The sequence below is a fragment of the Flavobacterium algicola genome, assembly GCF_022399565.1.
Taxonomy (GTDB): Bacteria; Bacteroidota; Bacteroidia; order Flavobacteriales; family Flavobacteriaceae; genus Flavobacterium; species Flavobacterium algicola.
In genome coordinates, this window is sequence record NZ_JAJTUT010000003.1 from 821,453 (window position 1) to 842,058 (window position 20,606).

The following is a 20,606-nucleotide window of genomic DNA, read 5'->3' on the forward strand; positions in this document are numbered from 1 at the left end:
TGAAAATTGTTTTCCATAACTTCATTCATTTGAAGTTGTGGAACTATTTTCTGCTGTATTAGTAAGAGTTATTATCTAAAATTTAAAGCTTTTTAAAAATGAAAATAGCTGCATTTATATTGCTTTTTAATATTCTAAGTTCTTGTTCCAGTGCTTCAAATGGGGAAAGCGCAAGTTCTTCTGATCCCAGTGTCAATACTAATATACCACCACTTACAGATCAAGAAGCACTAGACCAAGTTCAAAAAGATGCCTTAAAATATTTTTGGGATTATGCTGAACCAAATTCAAAACTAGCGAGGGAACGATACTTAGTTGATGATCCTGATTTCGAAAAAAATAAAGTGACAACCGGTGGTTCAGGTTTTGGATTGATGACTTTAATTGTTGGAGTTGAAAGAGGGTTTATTCCAAGAGCAGAAGCAGTGAGTCGGATGACAACTGCAATGCAATTTCTTAAAAAAGCCGATCGTTTTCACGGTGCTTGGGCACATTGGATGGATGGAGCGACTGGTAAAGCAATCTCTTTTGGTGGGAAAGATGATGGTGGAGACATTGTCGAAATTGCATTTTTAAGTCAAGGGTTAATTACTGTTAGAGAGTATTTCAAAAACGGAAATGAAGCAGAAAAAAATCTTGCAACGCTAGCTGATGAATTGTGGAAAGGCGTAGAATGGAGTTGGTACACTAATGGAGAAAATGCCATGTATTGGCACTGGTCTCCAACTTATGAGTGGGAAATGAAATTCAAACTAGAAGGATATAATGAATGCTTAATTGCTTACATCCTTGGAGCGGCATCAACCACGCACCCAATTCCTGCGGCGGCTTATCACGAAGGGTGGGCTAGAAGTGGAGCGATCAAATCAACAAAAACGCAGCTAGATATTCCATTATTATTTCAATACAACACGGTTAGTGGCGATGTTGGGCCGTTGTTTTGGGCTCAGTATTCGTACTTAGGATTAGACCCATCACAGTTGGTTGATCAATACGCAAACTATGGTGATGTAACACAAAACCATGCTAAAATCATGCATAAATATGCTGTAGAAAATCCTAAAAAGTGGAATGGTTATTCTGATTCAGTTTGGGGATTAACTGCCAGTTATACTCGCAATGCAGATGGTTCAACAGGATATGCTGCTCACGATACAGATAGTGATTTTGGAGTCATTACACCTACAGCGGCTTTGTCTTCTTTTCCTTATACACCAGAAGAATCAATGAAGTTTTTACATTACATCTATGGTGAAAAACGAAATCAATACGTTGGAAAAGCAGGTCCTTACGATGCTTTTTCGCCACATTATAGTTGGGTAACTAAAAGATATTTGGCGATAGACCAAGGAACAATTGCCCCTATGATCGAAAATTATCGTTCTGGATTATTATGGAAATTATTTATGAACGCTCCTGAGATGAAACCTGCTTTAACAGCATTAGGTTTTCATTCTAGCAAGTATAATTTCTAAACTATGAAACAGCTTAAATTAATCTCTATCGTACTATTGTTTTCGAATTTCAGTTTTGCTCAAAAAGATATTGCTGGAACGGTGAAAACAGAAGTAGTAAAGAAAAAAAGCATTCAGTATGCGTTACATATTCCTGAAAACAGTAAGGACAAAAAACCGCTGATCGTCTTTTTACACGGAGCAGGAGAGCGAGGAACGGATATCGAAAAAGTAAAGGTGCATGGCCCGTTCAAATATTTAAAGACAAATGTTTTAGATGCATATATTCTGGCGCCACAGTGTGCAGAAAATGAATATTGGGATACCGACTCGCTTTATGAATTACTATTAAAAATTCAGAAAGAACATAACATCGATGATAGCCGAATCTATTTAACAGGTTTAAGTATGGGCGCTTGGGGAGCTTGGAATTTGGCTACAGCCCACCCTGAAAAATTTGCGGCCTTAGTAACTATTGCTGGAGCCGTAGATCGCGTAGTTCTTTTAGAAAATAAAAAATTAGCATCGATGCCAATCAAGATTTTTCACGGACTGTTAGACGATGTAGTCGATATGAATTATTCTGTGATGATGTATAAAAGATTAAAAGCTTCGAATGGGAATGTAACCTTGACCATTTTTGATGATGCAAATCATGACAGTTGGAGTCGCGTGTATGACAACAAGGAGATTTATGAGTGGATGTTTAAACAAACTAAAAACAAATAAAATGAATAACAAATTAATTGTGGCTTTACTATGCTTTTCGGCATTTGGCTACAGCCAAAAAAAGAGTTCGAAAAAAACAGTTAAGATAAAACCTAAGGCAGAATTTGTAGCTGATTTAATGGCCAAAATGACTATTGATGAAAAGATAGGTCAGCTGAATTTACCTACCTCAGGAGATATTACTACAGGAGCTGGAAGCGAAAGCTCAGATGTAGCTAAAAAAATTGAAGACGGTAAAGTAGGCGGACTTTTTAATATCAAATCTGTTCAAAAAATTAAGGAAGTTCAAAAGATCGCAGTAGAAAAAAGCCGTTTAAAGATTCCGTTACTTTTTGGTATGGATGTGATTCACGGTTACGAAACTACTTTTCCTATTCCGCTAGGATTGTCATGTAGTTGGGACATGCCTTTAATCGAAAGAACAGCTCAAATTGCTGCTCAGGAAGCAAGTGCTGACGGAATCAATTGGACATTTTCACCAATGGTCGATATCTCTCGCGATCCTCGTTGGGGACGTGTTTCTGAAGGTTCAGGTGAAGATGCTTATTTGGGAAGCCAAATTGCAAAAGCAATGGTGAATGGGTACCAACAAGACAACCTTTCTAATAACAACTCTATTCTTTCATGTGTAAAGCATTTTGCATTGTATGGGGCTCCTGAAGCAGGACGCGATTACAACACTGTTGATATGAGTAGAATCAAAATGTATAATGACTATTTCCCTCCTTACAAAGCGGCAATTGACGCTGGTGCAGGATCTGTGATGGCTTCGTTTAATGAAGTAGACGGAATTCCAGCTACAGGAAACAAATGGTTGATGACTGATGTACTTAGAAATCAATGGGGTTTTAAAGGCTTTGTGGTGACTGATTATACAGGAATTCCTGAAATGATCGCACACGGAATGGGTGATTTACAAACGGTATCAGCTTTGGCATTAAATGCAGGAATTGAAATGGACATGGTAGGAGAAGGTTTTCTTACTACTTTGAAAAAATCGCTAGATGAGAAAAAAGTAACTATAGAGCAAATAGATAATGCAGTGCGTCTTATTTTGAACGCTAAATATGACTTAGGATTATTTGAAGATCCTTATAAATATTGTGATGTGAGTCGTGCTAAAAACGAAATTTTCACAAAATCAAATCGTACTGAAGCTAGAAATATAGCGGCACAATCACTAGTATTATTGAAAAATGAAAACCAATTATTACCTTTGAAAAAGACTGCGACTATTGCGGTTATAGGACCCTTGGCTGATGCCAAAGAAAATATGGCAGGAACTTGGAGCGTGGCAACAAACATGGAGAAATCAATTTCTTTATTAGCTGGGATTAAAGAAGTTTCAAAAAATGCAGCTACTATTTTATATGCTAAAGGAAGCAATTTAGACTATGACGCTGCCTTTGAAGAAAAAGCAACAATGTTTGGTAAAACGCTACACAGAGACGACAGAACTAAGGAAGAATTATTAGCCGAAGCTTTAAAAACAGCTGAAAAAGCAGATATAATTGTTGCTGCTCTTGGAGAATCGGCTGAGTTGAGTGGAGAAAGTAGTAGTAGAACCAACTTAGAAATTCCGCAAGCACAGCAAGATTTATTAGCGGCGCTTCTTAAAACAGGAAAGCCAGTTGTGTTAGTTCTTTTTAACGGACGACCATTAGTTCTAAATTATGAAAAAGAAAATGTACCAGCAATACTAGATGTTTGGTTTGCAGGTAGTGAAGCAGGAACGGCAATTGCTGATGTATTGTTTGGAGATGTGAATCCGTCAGGAAAATTAACGACAACTTTTCCTAGAAGTGTAGGGCAGGTGCCTATTTATTACAATCAAAAAAATACTGGTAGACCATTAGGAAATTCAGAAGGAAAGTTTGAAAAATTCAAATCAAACTATATCGATGAGAGAAACGAACCATTATTCCCTTTCGGTTTTGGACTGAGTTATACCTCTTTTGAGTATGCTAATTTAAAACTGTCTAATACTATAATGACGGCTAACCAAACGATCAAAGCGAGCGTTGAACTTACAAATACAGGAAATTATGACGGTAAAGAAATTGTTCAATTATACATCAGAGATGTTGTGGGATCAGTAACGCGACCTGTGAAAGAACTAAAAGGTTTCCAAAAAATATTCTTGAAAAAAGGAGAAAAGCAAACAGTGACTTTCGAAATCACAGTTGAAGATTTAAAATTCTATAATTCAGACTTGAACTACGATGCTGAAGCTGGCCAATTTGAAGTGTTTATTGGAACTAATTCAGATACAGCAAATAAAGTTGACTTCCTTTTGGATAAATAATTTGGTTTTTATTGCAACTTTGTTACCCTTCGGCCTAGTCTCCGAAGGGTTTTTTATAACTGCAATATCTTAATCGAATTTAGAATCTTTACTTTAGCAACAGCAAACAAATACCAAGAAATATGAAACATCTATTAGTAGCCTTAGTGCTCTTTTCTTCGAGTTATATAGCGGCGCAAACTGCCGTATCTCCTTCAAAAAAAATTGAGGTCAATTTTAAACTTAGTGCTACTGGCCAGCCTACCTATTCTGTAAAATACAACAAGAACACGGTGGTTGAAAAGAGCGCGATGGGATTTACTTTGAAAGATAAAGCGGCGCTTACTACTGACTTTACAATTGAAAAAGTGGAGAATTCTAGCTTCAATGAAAGTTGGAAACCCGTGCTTGGTGAACAAGCTAGTATTGTAAATCGTTACAACGAACTAAAAGTAGCTTTGATACAGAAAGAATCAAATATCAAAATGACTATTTTCTTCAGAGTTTTTGATGAGGGAATTGCCTTTAGATATGATTTTCCAAAACAGAAAGAACTGAACTATTTTATCATTTCTGATGAAGTTTCGCAATTCAACTTAACTGAAAACTACAAAGCATTCTGGCTTCCTGGTGATTTTGATAGTAATGAATACGGGTACAACGAAACCAAGTTATCAGAGATTGATAATTCGAAAATAGATATGAACAATGGAATTGGTGTCAAATCGATTCCCGGAAAATACATTGTGCAATCACCGTTAATGATGAAATCAGATGCGGGTTTGTATGTAAATATTTTTGAGGCAGCAGTCGTTAATTATCCGGTAATGCATCTTAATGTTGATGTGAAGAACTTTGATTTTACAGCACAGTTGGTTCCTAATGCGATAGGCGATAAAGCCTATTTACAGGCGCCATGTGTATCGCCCTGGAGAACAATCATGATTAGTGATGATGCTAGAGATATTGTAGGTTCTAAGATGATTTTGAATTTGAACGATCCTTCAAAAATCGAAGATACTTCTTGGATTAAACCAATGAAGTATGTTGGAATCTGGTGGGAAATGCACGTAGGGAAATCAACTTGGGATTTTGCTGGTTCGCAAAATGCTCAAAACTCATTAACACAAGATTTAATTCCGTCAGGAAAACACGGAGCAACTACTGAAAATACGAAGAGATACATTGATTTTGCTGCTAAACATGGTTTTGATGGTGTACTAGTAGAAGGATGGAATGTAGGTTGGGAAGACTGGTTTGGAAACTGGAAAGAAGAAGTTTTTGACTTTGTTAGTCCGTATCCTGACTTTGATATTGCCGCAGTTTCAGCTTACGCAAAATCAAAAAATGTAAAAATGATCATGCACAATGAAACTTCAGGATCAGTGTCTAATTTTGAGCGCCATTTAGATCGAAATTTCGAAAATATGGTGAAATACGGTTATCCAGCAACCAAAACAGGATACGTAGGGAAAATTATTCCTCGTGGTGAATTTCATGACGGACAAAGTATGGTGAATCACTTTAATTTTGTTGCAAGACGAGCAGCAGATTATAAGTTGATGGTCAATTCTCATGAGTCGACTAGACCTACAGGCTATAGCAGAACCTATCCCAACTTCATTGCGGCAGAAGCTGCTCGTGGAAATGAATTCAACGCTTGGAGCAACGGTAATGCACCTATGCACGAGACTATTTTACCATTTACTCGCTTATTAGGAGGTCCTATGGATTACACTCCGGGAATATTCGAAATAAAAATGAGCCATTACGATAAATCGAAAACGGAGCAAGTGCATACTACTTTAGCCAAGCAATTGGCATTGTACGTTACAATGTATTCTCCTCTGCAAATGGCAGCTGATTTACCTGAAAATTACGAGAAATATAGCGATGCCTTTCAATTTATAAAAGACGTAGCTGTTGACTGGGATGATAGTAAATATCTAGAAGCAGAACCCGGAGATTATTTAACGGTAGTGAGAAAAGCAAAAGGTTTTGAAGACTGGTTCCTAGGTGCAATCACAGATGAAAATGCTAGAAACACCACTGTTAGTTTGGAATTTTTAACGAAAGGAAAAAAATACAAAGCAACTATTTACGCCGATGCAAAAGACGCTGATTGGAAAGCGAATCCAATCGCTTATAAAATCACTACACTTACAATTACAAGTAAATCGAAGCTAAAATTAAATTTGGCAGCAGGAGGAGGAACAGCAATTAGCTTCCAACTTATAGACTAATAATTGAAAATTTTCTAAAGTAATGCAAAATGTACGGCTTAGAATAATTTTCGAAAAATAGCCTTAAAAGCCTGCAAGTTCGCGTGTTCTTGCAGGCTTTTTTTATATAGAATAAACAAACATTAAAATCCAAATGATGATGTATAAAAATAAAATGATTAGCAGTTTATTAATGATCGGTCTGAGTTTTATCTTAACTGAGGCAACTGCACAAAACAAAACGTATTGTAATCCCATAAATCTAGATTATGGTTACTGTCCCATTCCAGATTTTGTTACTCAAGGAAAACACAGAGCTACAGCAGATCCTGTGATTACCTATTTTAAAGGGGAATACTATCTTTTTTCAACCAATCAATGGGGATATTGGCACAGTAAAGACATGTCTGATTGGAAATTTATTTCTCGAAAATTCCTGAGACCAGAGCACGATGTCTATGACGAACTATGTGCACCATCGCTTTCATTTGTCAACGATACTTTGCTTGTTGTAGGTTCGACACACGGAAAGGAATTTCCAATCTGGATGAGTAAAAATCCATCGACAGACGATTGGAAAGAATTGGTTCATAAATCTGAAGCGGCAGCGTGGGATCCAGCTATTTTTTGGGATGAAGATAAAGACGAACTTTATGAATACTACGGTTCGAGTAATATGTATCCATTATACGGTGTGAAATTGAATAGAAAAACTTTTCAGCCAGAGGGAGATCGTGTGCCGTTAATTGCATTGAACGATGATGAACATGGCTGGGAACGCTTTGGTGAAAACAACGACAACACCTTCATGCAACCTTTTATGGAAGGTGCATTCATGACCAAATACAATAATAAATACTATTTGCAATATGGCGGACCTGGAACAGAGTTTAGCGGTTATGGAGACGGCGTATATGTTGGTGACAAACCACTAGGACCTTTTACATATCAATCTCACAATCCATTCTCTTATAAACCAGGTGGTTTTGCTAGGGGTGCAGGACATGGTGCAACGTACCAAGATAGTAATGAAGATTACTGGCATGTTTCGACAATTGTTATTGGAACAAAAAATAATTTCGAAAGACGCATCGGAATCTGGCCTGCTGGCTTTGATAAAGATGATATATTGTATTCGAATACGGCATACGGAGATTACCCAACCTACTTACCATCAGAGAAGAAGAATCATCTGAATGAAAACTTCACGGGCTGGATGTTGTTGAACTACAATAAAGCCGTCCAAGTTTCTTCAACACTTGGAGGTTTTCAAGCTAATAATGCGGTGAATGAAGATATAAAAACCTATTGGTCGGCAAAAAGTGCTGATAAAGGCGAGTGGCTTTCTACTGATTTGGGTGAAAAAAGTACCATTAATGCAATACAAATCAACTTTGCTGATCAAGACGTTACTTTAATGGGGAAACCAGAAACAACTGTTGGTCATAAGTACATTATATACGCATCAGATAATTACAAAGATTGGAAAGTGCTTATTGATAAAAGTAAGAATGACAAGGATGTTCCTCATGATTATATCGAATTAAAAAAGCCAGCTCAAGCTCGTTATTTAAAAATTGTAAATATGGGAATGCCAACCGGTAAATTTGCTTTATCTGGATTTAGAGCTTTTGGAAAAGGGAATGGAGAAATTCCGAAATCTGTAAATAATTTTGTTCCTTTACGTTCTGCACCAAAAGTGAAAGGAGAACGCCGCAATGTTTGGTTTAAGTGGCAACAGGAACCCTCTGCTGACGGTTACGTTATTTACTTTGGTAAATCTCCCGATAAAATGTACGGTGCAATTATGGTTTACGGGAAAAACGAATATTATTTTAATGGACTAGACAGGTCTGATGCTTATTATTTCCAAATAGAAGCGTTTAATAATAATGGTATAGGAGCCCGAACACCAGTCATGAAATCAGAATAAACTAAATTATATAACCAATGAAAAAAATAACGGTAGTCGCATTATTTCTGTTAGGAACTAGTTCGCTTTTTGCTCAAAAAACAGACGAGCAAGTATTAAAAGAAATCTACAAACAAGCATTAACCAACTCGAAATCATACACATGGTTAGACTATTTATCGAATGATATTGGAGCGCGTTTGTCAGGTTCTGCAAATGCTAAGAAAGCGGTGCAATACACCAAAGCTGAAATGGAAAAATTAGGATTTGATAAAGTGTACTTGCAGGAAGTAATGGTTCCTAAATGGGTAAGAGGCGAAAAAGAAACGGCCTATATTTTAGATAATAAAGCAAAAACTGTAGTACCTATTTGCGCATTGGGAGGTTCAGTGGCTACAGCCAAAAATGGTTTAACTGCAGAGGTTATAGAAGTTCAGAATTTTGAAGAATTAGCAGCACTAGGAGCAACGAAAGTGAAAGGAAAGATTGTCTTTTTTAATAGACCAATGGATAACGAACAAATTGAATCGTTTCATGCCTATTCAGGAGCCGTAGATCAACGTTATGCTGGTGCACAAAAAGCAGCAGAACTTGGCGCAGTAGGAACTATTGTGCGTTCGCTAAATCTAAGATTAGATGATTTTCCGCATACAGGAGCGCAAAGCTATGGTGACTTACCTAAGTCAAAATACATACCTACTGCCGCAATTAGTACTAATGGCGCAGAATTATTAAGTAAAACTTTAAAGAAAAACCCAAAGTTGAATTTCTACTTCAAGCAGTCTTGCGAGCAGTTTGAAGACGTACTTTCGTATAACGTAGTGGGAGAAATTAAAGGTTCAGTAACGCCAGAAAATATTATGGTTGTAGGCGGACATCTTGATTCATGGGATCTTGCTGATGGATCACATGATGATGGAGCAGGAGTAGTGCAAAGTATGGATGTGGCTAATATTTTTAAAAACATAGGGTACAAACCAAAAAACACGATTAGAGTGGTGCTTTTTATGAATGAAGAGAATGGTTTACGAGGAGGTCAAAAATACGAAGAGCTATCTTTAAAAAACAATGAAAATCATATTTTTGCATTAGAAAGTGATTCAGGAGGATTTAGTCCAAGAGGATTTTCGTTAGAATGTAATAAAGCGAATTTTGACCAGATTGCAGAATTTAATACGTTATTCGAACCTTATTTAATTCATAGTTTTGTTGAAGGCCACAGCGGCTCAGACATTGGCCCATTAACCTCTAAAAACATTGTTAAAGCAGGTTTAAAACCTGATTCGCAGCGTTATTTTGATTACCATCATGCTGCAAATGATAAATTTGATGCAGTTGATAAAAGAGAACTAGAATTGGGTACAGGAACGATGGCTTCCTTGATGTATTTAATGGATCAAAGAGGAATTTTATAAATGTTTGTAAGATAAAGTGAAGATGACAATAAATTGCAAAGGTCAGTTGATAGATTTAGAAATACCAAAAGTAATGGGCATCTTGAATGTTACTCCCAACTCATTTTTTGATGGGGGTAAATATAAAGAGGAATCAGAAATACTTTCTCAAGTAAGTAAAATGCTGGCCGATGGTGCATCGTTTATAGATATAGGAGCATATTCTAGTAAACCAAATGCTGATTTTGTATCAGAAAAGGAAGAAATTAATCGAGTTGCTCCAGTCGTTGAATTGATCTTGAAAAACTTCCCCGATGCAATGCTTTCAATTGACACCTTCAGGAGTGAAGTGGCCAAGGTTGCGATTGAAAATGGCGCTGCAGTCATCAATGATATTTCTGCAGCGAAGTTAGATGACAAAATGTTGCAAACCGTTGCCAAATTTAATGTTCCTTACATCATGATGCACATGCGTGGTACGCCACAAACGATGCAAACCATGACTGACTATAATGATATTGTAAAAGAGATGTTGTTCTATTTTTCAGAACGTGTAAGCGTGGCACGTAGTCTTGGAATTAATGATATAATCGTGGATCCTGGATTTGGTTTTGCTAAGACATTGGAGCAAAATTATGAAGTACTTCAAAAATTAGAGTTATTTACGATTCTTGATTTACCGCTACTAGCAGGAGTTTCTAGAAAATCAATGATTTATAAAGCATTAAACACTAGCGCTGATCATGCACTAAATGGAACTACAGTATTAAATACGATTGCATTGTCTAAAGGAGCCAAAATTCTAAGAGTCCACGATGTAAAAGAAGCAGCAGAAGCGATACTATTGTTTGAAAAAGTAAAAATATAATTATGAAATATTTAAGTTTGCTCTTAGTTTTAGTTTTAGTTTCTTGCGGGAAAAAAGAAGATATTTTACTTCCTAAAGCAGCAGTTACTGTTGTAAATGATGTCGTAGACCATTCACCAATTTACCTTTTTTTTAGAACTGAAAATAAGGATACATTGGTAGAAGTAAACAGAAAGAACAGTATTATAACGACCAATTGGATTTTTAATATCGACAAGCGCTTGCCGCTTAAATTGGTAATTCCAGAGGTCATTAAACTACAAGACAAAAAACGCAAAGAAAAAGCGCATAAAAATGAAAAAGCGGAGAACTTTTATGCCTATGCTGACTCTATCGGAAAAAATATGGCGTTTTTACCATTTACCAATGTACTTTATAAATTAGAAAAACCAACTGAAGATTTTTTGATATTTCATATGAAAAAAGGAAGTCCAACCGTGTACTTATTGGGTTCGGAAGTTGAAAAGGCAAAGTTATATGAAAAGTTTCAAGAGGTAAAATTTAAAATCACTCCCAAATTAGTATTCCTATTTGACAAGAACATGAGCTATCAAGAATATATTGAAGATAAAATACTAATGAAAGATTTTAAAACGCATATTGCTGATAGCCTAGCTTTAGAATTTATTTATTAGTGTAAAGTGTTCTCGACGAAATATCTAATTTACTGATGATGGTAGGGTTCATTTCTTAAAATAGTAAAACCTCGGTACAATTGCTCAATAAAAAACAAGCGCACCATTTGATGGGAAAAGGTCATTAAGGACAATGAAATTTTCCCTTTTGCTTTTGCATATACAGTCTCCGAAAAGCCGTAAGGTCCGCCTATAACAAAAACGAGGGTTTTTACTCCTGAATTCATTTTCTTTTGTAACTCTTCAGAAAATCCTACACTCGAAAAGTTTTTACCATTCTCATCTAATAAAATTAGCTGATCGGTAGGTGTAATTTTCGATAAAATAAGTTCGCCTTCTTTTTCTTTTTGCTGACTTTCTGATAGGTTTTTTACGTTTTTAATGTCTGGAATCACTTCCAAATCAAATTTTACGTAAAATGACAAGCGCTTCGTATAGTCATCAATCAATGTTTGTAACGCTTTATTATCGGTTTTGCCAATGGCAATAAGTTTGATGTTCATGAAAAGTCTGTTTCTTGTAAGAGCACAAATATAAGTAACTAGTTTTGGTTTTTTATCACTCCTTCAGAACCCGTAACTTTAGGTGTAAGTTCTAAGATTGAATTGGGAGCCAATAATTTCTCAATTCGGTGTGATACAAAAATTATTGCAATAGATGTTTCCTTTGCTAAGTGCGAAATAAGCTGTGTAACCAAGGCTACATTTTCGTCATCCAGACCTTCTGTAGGCTCGTCTAAAATCAATAAAGGAGGATGTTTCAAAACCGCACGAATAATCATGATCACACGTTGTTGTCCTACTGATAGGTGAATAAAAGGAACCTTTCTCAAACTTTCCATCTGCAGAAACACCAACCATTCATTCATCTTTTTAATTTGCAAACTGCTGGGTTCAATATATAATCCTATAGAGTCAAAAAAGCCTGAAAGAATCATTTGCTCAACAGTATGATTTTTTTGAAACAAATCAATCATGGCTGTAGAAAATTGGCCGATATTCTTCTTAATTTCCCAAATACTTTCACCACTTCCTTTCTTTTTTCCAAACAAGTACAAATCTTGCCCGTACCCCTTTGAATTATCCCCGGTAATCAACGACAAAATAGTACTTTTTCCGGATCCATTTGGTCCAATAAGTTGCCAGAATTCTCCTTTCTTAATTGTCCAGTTAATGTTGTTTAATATCGGTTTTTCATTGTAACTCACTTTTAAATTGTTCATCTGAATCAAGATAGGATCTGGGCAATCTATCGTTACGATTGGGCTAGGAACTGATTGTAATAAAAAAGGTTGTATTGCAGTAGTAGCTTCCAGAGGATTAAGCTGAAATGTATTGTCTTTTATTTCACGCTTATTAATGATAAAAGACAACAAATCTTCTGTACGATTTACAAGCTGAATTAATACAACTTGTTTCGCCAATGCTTCGAGCTGAACGTGCAAATCTTTTCTAGATTGCTGGTCCAAATGATCCAGCGGATTATCAAGAATAATAAAGTCAGGTTGTTGATTGATACAGTATTTTAAGAAAGCTTTCTTGCGCTCTCCTGAAGAAAAGGTACGTAGTTGACGCTCTGTTTCTGGCGCAGCTTCCACCGACTCATATCGGTATTCTCTTTCTATAAATTTTTCTATAGCCAAATCAGAAAAGAGAATTCCCTTTTTTGAATTGAAAGGAGCTAATTCTCCTTCAGCATGACTAGAAATAATCGTTTCTATAAATTCTTTTTTTGCTACTTGGTTGCGCAAAAGTATGTCCCAGTGTGTAATTTGTTGCATTGTATGTATTTGAAAATATAAAAGTAGAATTGTTTTGTTTAAAAAGAAATCAAAAAAGGATTTTTTATGGAATATTCCCAGATTTTTTACCATTCGCATCATAGACAATTGCCTATTAGACGTTCTTTTTTTTTTATGAATTTGCTTTGGCCTATCAACAGCTGCGTGATTCAAAATTATCTTAAAATTTTAATAAGGAACTGATATATATCATTATTAAGCCCTAAATTTAAGACTAGTTTTACAACTAACTATAAAATTAGTATAATTATGAAACGTATTTTATTTCCAACCGATTTTTCTGAAGTGGCCAATAATGCCTTTGTGCATGCGCTCGAATTTGCAAATGCAGTTCATGGTGAATTAATACTACTACATTCTTATGCTATTCCTGCAATTGATGATCAATTTTTCCCTGAGAATTTCACCGAAGTTTATAATACATTAGAGTTATCACATTTTGAGCTCTTCAAAGACGAGGTTCCAAAAATGCGCAAAATCATGGAAAAAAATGGTTATGGTGCAATCGAAATGAATCACAGATTAATGGAAGGGGAATTGGTAGCTACTATACAACAATGCATTGTTGAAGAAAACATAGACTATTTAATAATGGGAACTTCAAGTGCTACAGATTGGGAGACTTTATTTTCGGGCAGTAATTCTGGAGCTGTAGTTACTGGTTTGCAAATTCCGATGCTATGCATTCCCTTAGATGTAAAATACAAGAAATTAGAAACTTTTGGTTTTGTCACTCATTATAAACCTGAGGATAAAATAGCCCTCAATAAAATTCTAGCCCTTGCAAAAATGATAAATGCCAAGGTAAAATGTTTGTATATAGGTCATGGTGCGGCAGCACATACGCAAGTAGAAACTGAAAAATGGGAAGCGGAATTTAAATCTGAACCGGTACAATTTTTAGGTATCAAGAGTGAAGATATTAAACAAGTGACTTTAGATTTTATTAAAGCCGAGTCAGTAGATGTGTTTAGTATCCTTACATACAAAAGCTCAGATTTTGAGCGTCTTTTTGTAGCAAATTATAGTAAAAATAAATCAAAAGATATAGCAGTGCCACTTTTGGTAATTCATGCCTAACTAACTATTAATTAAAAATTATTCACAATAAACATCTGTATTATGAAACGTATTTTATTTCCAACCGATTTTTCTGAAGTGGCCAATAATGCCTTTGTGCATGCTTTAGAACTAGCCAAAACGATGAACGGGGAGTTAATCGTTTTACATAGTTTTGATTTACCTGTTGTAGACAATCAGTTTTTTCCAGAAAATTATATGATTATTTATGAATCTTTAGAACTGTCACAATTTGACATGTTCAAAGATGAAATTCCAAAACTTCGCGCTATTGCAGAGGGGCGCAATTTGCAACATATTAAAATGTCGCACCGTCTTATGGATGGTGATTTGGTATATAATATTAAAAAAGCAATTGTAGACGATAAGATTGATTTCGTCGTGATGGGTACATCAGGAAGCACAGGTTGGGAATCATTTTTCCTAGGTTCCAATGCTGGAAATGTCTTAAATGGTATCGATATCCCTATGCTATGCGTACCTTTGGAAGCTCCTTTCAAAAAAATTAAAACAATTGGATTCACAACTCGTTTTCGAGAAAAAGATAAAAAAGCACTCAAAAGAGTTCTAAAAATTGCTAGCAAAACCAATGCACACGTAAAATGTCTGTATGTAAAAACAGATGAGTCAGATGTCAATGCTACTTTAATAAAATCATGGGAAGAAGAATTTGCTCAACACCCAATTACTTTTTCCGTGGTTATATCAAATGAAGTAACAGAGACAATTTTAGATTTTATGCTTCAAAAAGACATTCAGATATTAACTATGTTAACATATAAGAGAGGCTTTTTTGAATCATTATTTCACAACAGCTTAACCAAAAAAATAGCAACAGAATATACTTATCCAGTTCTGGCAATTCCGATCGAGTCATAATTTTTGGGCCTCGTCCAGTTCTTCGTTTTAGCCCTCAATCAAAAAGCATTTTTTACTAGGTCGTTGCAGGAGCTTCCGTTGGTCGCTCTGCATCTCCTGTAAAAAGTACTTTTTTCAATCGGGGCTGTCACTTCGACCTTGGGCAAAATAAAAATAAATATTCGCACAAAGTTTGTCTTGTAAATGAGGAAAAGTTCTTTATACACTTTATTATTTATTAAGTGTATAAAGAACTTTTCTTAATTACAATGTTTCCTTTTAAGGCTATTGTTCAGTATTACTTTCGCCCCCTGATACTTATATTAATTAATACTTCGTGGGCTTCGGTAATAGAGTTGGCGGCGAAACCAGCAACATACACTCCTTTTTTTCCAGTAGTACATTTTATACCATAAACTACCGCCTCATCATCTGGATTAGAATCACCTTCGTACCGATACACGTGTACGATTTCAAATTTACTTGGGTTCTTAACGATATCGGCCTCATGAATATTAAAATCATAAGTAAAACCATTTTCATGCAATTCATCCAAAGCATTTGCAACAGAAGTATAATGATACATCTTAGTCATAATAAATAGTTTTTAGGTTGACTTTAAAGATAACTGTTTTATAATTAATTATTTACTATCAAATAGGTTAATTTACCAACTAGTAGTAAGAAGGATTAAATAGGAGGTTATACCAAAGAATTCACGAAATAGCACTTGAAAATATAACTTATTAGACCTCAAATAAAGCCAGAGGCTTAGTGAACAGTCTTAATTTTTAGTGTAAATTTGCAGAACAGACCGCCTTATCGCTGTCCCAATTTATTGGGGCCGAGGAAAGTCCGGACACCATAGGGAGGCATAGCGGGTAACACCCGTCGGTTCAAGCAATTGAGTCAGGACAAGTGCAACAGAAAGTATGTACAGGTAATGCTGTAGTGAAACCAGGTAAACTCTATGCGGTGAAATATCAAGTATATCAGCATTTAAGGATTTCCCGTCCGTTGCTGAAGGGTAGATAGCTTGAGCTTATGAGCAATTGTAAGCCTAGATAAATGATAAGGGTTCACCTCGGTGAATACAGAATCCGGCTTATAGGTCTGTTTTTTTTAATATCTCAAATGTTTAAAATTTAAACGCTGCAGTTGCAGAAGATTATAGTTTTAAACATTTTCTGAGATGTAGTATTCTCAAAAATCAATCACATGCAAACTCGAATAGGAATTTTAGGACTTGGTGGAGTAGGAGGTTACTTTGGTGGACTTTTAGCAAAAGAATTTGTAGATTCTGAGACGGTAGAAATTGTTTTTATCACACGTGGTCTCACACAAAAGCAAGTACTTGAAAACGGACTTAAAATAATTATGGATGAGTCCGAAATGACTGTTTTTCCATCAAAAGCTTCGGATAATCCTGAGGTGATTGGCAAATTAGATTATCTCATTTGTGCTACCAAAACGTATGATTTAGAGGCAAGCTTAAATTCGATTAAAGCATGCATCACAAAGAACACTGTAATTTTACCACTTTATAATGGTGTTGATGCTCCAGAACGAATCAGTGCTTTATTCCCAGAGAATGATGTACTGCAAGGATGTGTCTATATACTATCGAAAATAGAAACTCCGGCAGTAATTAGGAAAGTTGGACATTTCGAAAAATTATATTTTGGTTCTCCTAGTTCTTCCATGACCAAAATGAAAGCATTACAAGCCATTTTTCTAAAAGCAAATATTCAGAGTTCTTTGGTTGATACAATCGAAGATGCGGTATGGGAAAAATATGTGTTTATTTCTGCTTTGGCTGCTGTCACAACTTACCTCAATCAAAATGTTGGTGAAGTAATGGATAATATCGAAAGCCGTGAATTATATGTAGCATTATTGCATGAAATTACTTTGTTAGCAGCTGTAAAAGGAATTAATCTTCCCGATGATATTATAATGCAAACTATTTTAAAGTTAGAAAAATGTCCAAAAGAAACGACTTCTTCTATGCATCGTGATGCGCTTGCTGGTAATAACTTTGAATTGGATTCACTAGTATCCTATGTTGTGAATGAAGGAGTGAAGTATGAGGTAGAAACACCTTCTTTTCAAAAAGTATTTGATAAACTATCATTACTTACACCAGAGAAAGTGGTGTAAGTAAGATTTGTTTTTTAAAAAGTACTACTGTAATTTAATGTAATTGTAATTATATAAAAGGTTATTCATCCTCTTCATCCTCATCTTCGTTTTCAGAAATTTCTTTTTCCGCTGTATTTAGTTCGAAAAAGCTAAAGATAGAACCACCATAACTTTTCTTAAATGAAAAATGCATCATGTGATCAAGCTTGGTATATTTTGAATGTTCGATTACCATCATTCCATCCTCATTCAAACTATTGCGTTCAAAAATAGAAGTTACAATTTTTTCAAAAGTTTTTTGATCAAAATTGTATGGTGGATCGGCAAATATGATGTCATAAGTTGCATTGTTTCTTTCCAAAAACTTGAAAATATCACTTTTTAAAGCAGCAATATTAAAATCAAATTCCTCTGCCGTCTTTTTTATAAATTTAACGCATCCAAAATCTCCATCTACAGAAGTAATTGGTGTGCTTCCTCTAGAGGCAAATTCGTAGCTTATATTACCTGTACCAGCAAATAAATCCAAAATCTTTAAATCTTCAAAACTAAAATGATTGTTTAAAACGTTGAACAGTGCTTCTTTGGACATGTCTGTCGTAGGTCGAACGGGAAGTCCTTTTGGAGGCGAAATTCGTCTGCCTTTAAATTTTCCTGAAATGATTCTCATGAGTTGAAAAGTATAAAATGTTTTCTGTTTTCGGCCTCAGAAAAATAATTGTTCCATCGTAAATCCTCAACATCAATCAAATTGATGTTTCGGACATATTTGTATGCTATTTTGTAAAATGCACTATCAGTGTGAATGTCGCCTATCAATTCTAATGCAAAATTTTCGGGATTCATATTTAACTGTTCGGCGGTAAATAATAAGTAATATAAAAAATCTTCTGCTGTTGCATATTCAAACGAGTTGAACAGTAACAATTTTTGATTTTGAATTACAACAATTTCAAAATGACCCTTAGCAAAGTGAACCCACATCGTTTTGCTATCATTATTTTTTGATAATTGCATCAATCTAGTGAGCAGAATTGTATTGGCATGTTTGTAATCAAATGCTCCAAATTTATCAATAAAATAGTTGTTCATATTCACGTAAGGAATATAGACGGTATTGATATCGTATGTTTCAATTTCGTCAAAAGCGAAAAAATCAGTATCAAAAACTTTTGTGTTGTATTGTAAATAGCTACCTAAAAAGTTCTCATCAAATAGGGCAGTTGGTACAAAAGTAGATAGGTTATTGTAATGAATGATTGAAACTTCATCATAATCTTGTTTTAATTCAGGATGTTTTTGAAAAGCTTCTGAAAATAAATCTTCAATTTTCACTCCTTTATCTATCGTATCAAAAAGCAGTTCGTTGAAAGAACTTATAGTGTTGTTTAATGTATCAAAACAACAAAAAGAAAGTCCAGACAAAGAAACTTGAATGGATAATTTTTTATATTTCTTTTCGGTAATGTCCATGAATAACGCAGTTTGAATTTACTTTGGCAAACTTACAAATTTTAAAAAGAATTTCAGTGTCTAAAGTAGAAGTCAATAGTAAATTGAGATAAAAATGACATAACTAATTAAATAGTAAATAGGTAAATAAAGCGAGGGTAAGTTAATGCTGCAAATTGCTGCAATTCCTACCAGTCCGCGTTATTATTCTTATATGTAGCTGACCCGACTGAAAGTTGCTTCGTCTTTGTATTTTGTCTTTGTAGTTAAAATAATGGTTAATCATAAATCTATATCCTATCTTTGAAATTCAATAATACAATCCTATTTTCAAGATGAATTCCTCATTACTATACAGCCTTTTACGAAGAAAATTCCCTTTTACGCCAACATACCAGCAGGATATCTTTTTTCAGAAAATTGCTATTTTCTTGACTGATAGTTATGACGATACTATTTTTGTACTTAAAGGATACGCAGGAACAGGAAAGACAACTGTCATTTCGACTATTGTTAATAATTTGACTGAAATCAATAAGAAGTATGTTTTGTTAGCGCCAACAGGTCGTGCGGCAAAAGTAATTGCCAATTATTCTGAGAAACCCGCTTTTACTATTCATAAGAAAATTTATTTTCCCAAGAAGTCATCAGCTGGAGGAGTATCTTTTGTTTTGCAGCCGAATAAACATAAAAACACTATCTTTTTTGTAGATGAAGCATCTATGATTTCCGATGTGAATTCCGATTCAAAACTCTACGAAAATGGTTCTCTGTTAGATGATTTGATTTCATATGTCTATTCGGGTACCAATTGCAAAATGATCTTGCTAGGAGATACAGCTCAGTTGCCGCCAGTTAATTTAGATGTAAGTCCAGCTCTAGATATAGATACATTGAGTTTGCATTACAACAAAGAGATTGATCATATTGAACTTGACGAAGTGATGCGTCAAGAAGAGGATTCTGGAATCTTGTATAATGCCACAGAGCTTCGAGAATTACTGAAAGATTCTTTTATTACCGAATTCAAGTTTGATGTAAAAAAATTCAAAGACATTGTCCGTCTTACGGATGGTTATGATATTCAAGATGCTATTAATTCAGCATACAGCAATTATAGTATTGAAGATACAGCATTTATTGTTCGATCCAATAAAAGGGCAAATCAATATAACGAACAGATACGTACGAAAATATTAGATAAAGAAAGCGAACTTTCTACCGGTGATTATTTAATGGTTGTAAAAAATAACTATTACTGGCTTAAAGACTCAGATGAAGCAGGTTTTATTGCTAATGGTGACATTATAGAGGTATTAGAAATTTTTACTATTATCGAATTGTACGGATTTAAATTCGCCAAAGTCAAAATAAGAATGGTCGATTATCCCAATCAAAAACCATTTGAAACTGTTTTATTACTAGATACAATTAAAAGCGAATCACCTTCTTTGTCATATGAAGATTCCAATCGATTGTATGAAGAAGTAATGAAAGACTATGAAAGTGAGACTACAAAATACAAGAAGTTCCAAAAAGTAAAAGAAAACGAATACTTTAACGGACTGCAAGTAAAGTTCTCTTATGCGATTACATGTCACAAATCACAAGGTGGGCAATGGGATACTGTATTTATAGAGCAACCGTATTTGCCTAATGGTATCGATCGCGACTACATAAGGTGGTTGTACACTGCGATGACGCGTGCCAAGAGCAAATTGTATTTGATAGGTTTTAAAGATGAAAGTTTTGTCGAATAAATAACGACGAAAAAC

17 protein-coding genes and 1 other RNA gene are annotated in these 20,606 nt (G+C 35.0%); 13 read left to right on the plus strand and 5 right to left on the minus strand.

Annotated features, from left to right (window positions below; all coding sequences use genetic code 11):
• Positions 1-98 precede the first annotated feature (98 nt).
• From LXH21_RS14195 to LXH21_RS14230, 8 genes are all read left to right on the plus strand, one after another.
• Entirely contained in the window at positions 99-1,475 is a 1,377-nt protein-coding gene (locus tag LXH21_RS14195) for a glucoamylase family protein (RefSeq protein WP_239867233.1), read from the plus strand.
• Positions 1,476-1,478: 3 nt separating this feature from the next.
• Positions 1,479-2,183, plus strand: coding sequence for a carboxylesterase family protein (locus LXH21_RS14200; RefSeq protein ID WP_239867236.1), 705 nt, complete (start codon positions 1,479-1,481; stop codon positions 2,181-2,183).
• Position 2,184: 1 nt separating this feature from the next.
• Positions 2,185-4,488 (plus strand): beta-glucosidase BglX, encoded by a 2,304-nt coding sequence (gene bglX, locus LXH21_RS14205; protein WP_239867239.1) that lies wholly within the window; start codon positions 2,185-2,187, stop codon positions 4,486-4,488.
• Positions 4,489-4,610: 122 nt separating this feature from the next.
• On the plus strand, positions 4,611-6,710 hold the full coding sequence (locus LXH21_RS14210) for a glycoside hydrolase family 97 protein (RefSeq protein ID WP_239867242.1): 2,100 nt from the start codon (positions 4,611-4,613) through the stop codon (positions 6,708-6,710).
• A gap of 133 nt (positions 6,711-6,843) precedes the next feature.
• Positions 6,844-8,622, plus strand: a complete 1,779-nt coding sequence (locus LXH21_RS14215; RefSeq protein WP_394799576.1) for a discoidin domain-containing protein — start codon at positions 6,844-6,846, stop codon at positions 8,620-8,622.
• Positions 8,623-8,639: 17 nt separating this feature from the next.
• Positions 8,640-10,016 carry a M28 family peptidase gene (locus tag LXH21_RS14220; protein ID WP_239867244.1) on the plus strand — a complete coding sequence of 459 codons (1,377 nt, stop codon included), beginning with the start codon at positions 8,640-8,642 and terminating at the stop codon, positions 10,014-10,016.
• Between the two features lie 22 nt (positions 10,017-10,038).
• Positions 10,039-10,863, plus strand: a complete 825-nt coding sequence (gene folP, locus LXH21_RS14225) for a dihydropteroate synthase (protein WP_239867248.1) — start codon at positions 10,039-10,041, stop codon at positions 10,861-10,863.
• 2 nt (positions 10,864-10,865) lie between these two features.
• On the plus strand, positions 10,866-11,498 hold the full coding sequence (locus LXH21_RS14230) for a hypothetical protein (RefSeq protein ID WP_239867250.1): 633 nt from the start codon (positions 10,866-10,868) through the stop codon (positions 11,496-11,498).
• A 29-nt stretch (positions 11,499-11,527) separates the two neighbouring features.
• Here LXH21_RS14230 and rlmH read toward each other — a convergent pair whose 3' ends face one another.
• Both rlmH and LXH21_RS14240 read right to left on the minus strand, forming a co-directional pair.
• Positions 11,528-12,001, minus strand: a complete 474-nt coding sequence (gene rlmH, locus LXH21_RS14235) for a 23S rRNA (pseudouridine(1915)-N(3))-methyltransferase RlmH (protein WP_239867253.1) — start codon at positions 11,999-12,001, stop codon at positions 11,528-11,530.
• Between the two features lie 38 nt (positions 12,002-12,039).
• Positions 12,040-13,278: an ATP-binding cassette domain-containing protein gene (locus LXH21_RS14240; protein ID WP_239867255.1), complete on the minus strand. Its 1,239-nt coding sequence runs from the start codon at positions 13,276-13,278 to the stop codon at positions 12,040-12,042.
• Between the two features lie 270 nt (positions 13,279-13,548).
• Here LXH21_RS14240 and LXH21_RS14245 point away from each other — a divergent pair, with 270 nt between their 5' ends.
• Positions 13,549-14,379, plus strand: coding sequence for a universal stress protein (locus tag LXH21_RS14245; protein WP_239867258.1), 831 nt, complete (start codon positions 13,549-13,551; stop codon positions 14,377-14,379).
• A gap of 42 nt (positions 14,380-14,421) precedes the next feature.
• Positions 14,422-15,258 carry a universal stress protein gene (locus LXH21_RS14250; protein WP_239867261.1) on the plus strand — a complete coding sequence of 279 codons (837 nt, stop codon included), beginning with the start codon at positions 14,422-14,424 and terminating at the stop codon, positions 15,256-15,258.
• A gap of 277 nt (positions 15,259-15,535) precedes the next feature.
• Here the strand turns inward: LXH21_RS14250 and LXH21_RS14255 are convergent, their stop codons facing one another.
• Complete coding sequence (locus LXH21_RS14255; protein ID WP_239867264.1) at positions 15,536-15,832, minus strand: SH3 domain-containing protein; 297 nt, start codon at positions 15,830-15,832, stop codon at positions 15,536-15,538.
• A gap of 211 nt (positions 15,833-16,043) precedes the next feature.
• Here LXH21_RS14255 and rnpB point away from each other — a divergent pair.
• Together rnpB and LXH21_RS14265 are read left to right on the plus strand one after the other, a co-directional pair.
• An RNA gene (gene rnpB, locus LXH21_RS14260) (RNase P RNA component class A) lies at positions 16,044-16,361 on the plus strand.
• A gap of 94 nt (positions 16,362-16,455) precedes the next feature.
• Positions 16,456-17,397, plus strand: a complete 942-nt coding sequence (locus tag LXH21_RS14265; protein ID WP_239867267.1) for a ketopantoate reductase family protein — start codon at positions 16,456-16,458, stop codon at positions 17,395-17,397.
• Between the two features lie 61 nt (positions 17,398-17,458).
• On the opposite strand, the gene LXH21_RS14270 is transcribed toward LXH21_RS14265, so the two are convergent.
• Positions 17,459-18,049 (minus strand): RsmD family RNA methyltransferase, encoded by a 591-nt coding sequence (locus LXH21_RS14270; RefSeq protein WP_239867271.1) that lies wholly within the window; start codon positions 18,047-18,049, stop codon positions 17,459-17,461.
• Positions 18,046-18,852: a DUF3822 family protein gene (locus tag LXH21_RS14275; RefSeq protein WP_239867273.1), complete on the minus strand. Its 807-nt coding sequence runs from the start codon at positions 18,850-18,852 to the stop codon at positions 18,046-18,048. The genes LXH21_RS14270 and LXH21_RS14275 overlap by 4 nt, the downstream gene beginning before the upstream one ends.
• 314 nt (positions 18,853-19,166) lie before the next feature.
• Between LXH21_RS14275 and LXH21_RS14280 the strand changes: the two genes are divergently transcribed.
• A complete protein-coding gene (locus LXH21_RS14280; protein WP_239867276.1) occupies positions 19,167-20,591 on the plus strand; it encodes an ATP-dependent DNA helicase in 1,425 nt (474 codons plus the stop codon).
• The last annotated feature ends 15 nt before the right edge of the window (positions 20,592-20,606 follow it).

Excerpts from the sequence above, each read along its gene's own strand:
- LXH21_RS14210 (WP_239867242.1), top strand. The coding sequence starts at position 4,611 with ATGAAACATCTATTAGTAGCCTTAGTGCTCTTTTCTTCGAGTTATATA.
- LXH21_RS14220 (WP_239867244.1), top strand. The coding sequence starts at position 8,640 with ATGAAAAAAATAACGGTAGTCGCATTATTTCTGTTAGGAACTAGTTCG.
- bglX (WP_239867239.1), top strand. The coding sequence starts at position 2,185 with ATGAATAACAAATTAATTGTGGCTTTACTATGCTTTTCGGCATTTGGC.
- LXH21_RS14240 (WP_239867255.1), bottom strand. The coding sequence starts at position 13,278 with ATGCAACAAATTACACACTGGGACATACTTTTGCGCAACCAAGTAGCA.
- LXH21_RS14250 (WP_239867261.1), top strand. The coding sequence starts at position 14,422 with ATGAAACGTATTTTATTTCCAACCGATTTTTCTGAAGTGGCCAATAAT.
- LXH21_RS14265 (WP_239867267.1), top strand. The coding sequence starts at position 16,456 with ATGCAAACTCGAATAGGAATTTTAGGACTTGGTGGAGTAGGAGGTTAC.
- LXH21_RS14275 (WP_239867273.1), bottom strand. The coding sequence starts at position 18,852 with ATGGACATTACCGAAAAGAAATATAAAAAATTATCCATTCAAGTTTCT.
- LXH21_RS14215 (WP_394799576.1), top strand. The coding sequence starts at position 6,844 with ATGATGATGTATAAAAATAAAATGATTAGCAGTTTATTAATGATCGGT.
- LXH21_RS14195 (WP_239867233.1), top strand. The coding sequence starts at position 99 with ATGAAAATAGCTGCATTTATATTGCTTTTTAATATTCTAAGTTCTTGT.
- LXH21_RS14245 (WP_239867258.1), top strand. The coding sequence starts at position 13,549 with ATGAAACGTATTTTATTTCCAACCGATTTTTCTGAAGTGGCCAATAAT.
- LXH21_RS14230 (WP_239867250.1), top strand. The coding sequence starts at position 10,866 with ATGAAATATTTAAGTTTGCTCTTAGTTTTAGTTTTAGTTTCTTGCGGG.
- rlmH (WP_239867253.1), bottom strand. The coding sequence starts at position 12,001 with ATGAACATCAAACTTATTGCCATTGGCAAAACCGATAATAAAGCGTTA.
- LXH21_RS14255 (WP_239867264.1), bottom strand. The coding sequence starts at position 15,832 with ATGACTAAGATGTATCATTATACTTCTGTTGCAAATGCTTTGGATGAA.
- LXH21_RS14280 (WP_239867276.1), top strand. The coding sequence starts at position 19,167 with ATGAATTCCTCATTACTATACAGCCTTTTACGAAGAAAATTCCCTTTT.
- LXH21_RS14200 (WP_239867236.1), top strand. The coding sequence starts at position 1,479 with ATGAAACAGCTTAAATTAATCTCTATCGTACTATTGTTTTCGAATTTC.
- folP (WP_239867248.1), top strand. The coding sequence starts at position 10,039 with ATGACAATAAATTGCAAAGGTCAGTTGATAGATTTAGAAATACCAAAA.
- LXH21_RS14270 (WP_239867271.1), bottom strand. The coding sequence starts at position 18,049 with ATGAGAATCATTTCAGGAAAATTTAAAGGCAGACGAATTTCGCCTCCA.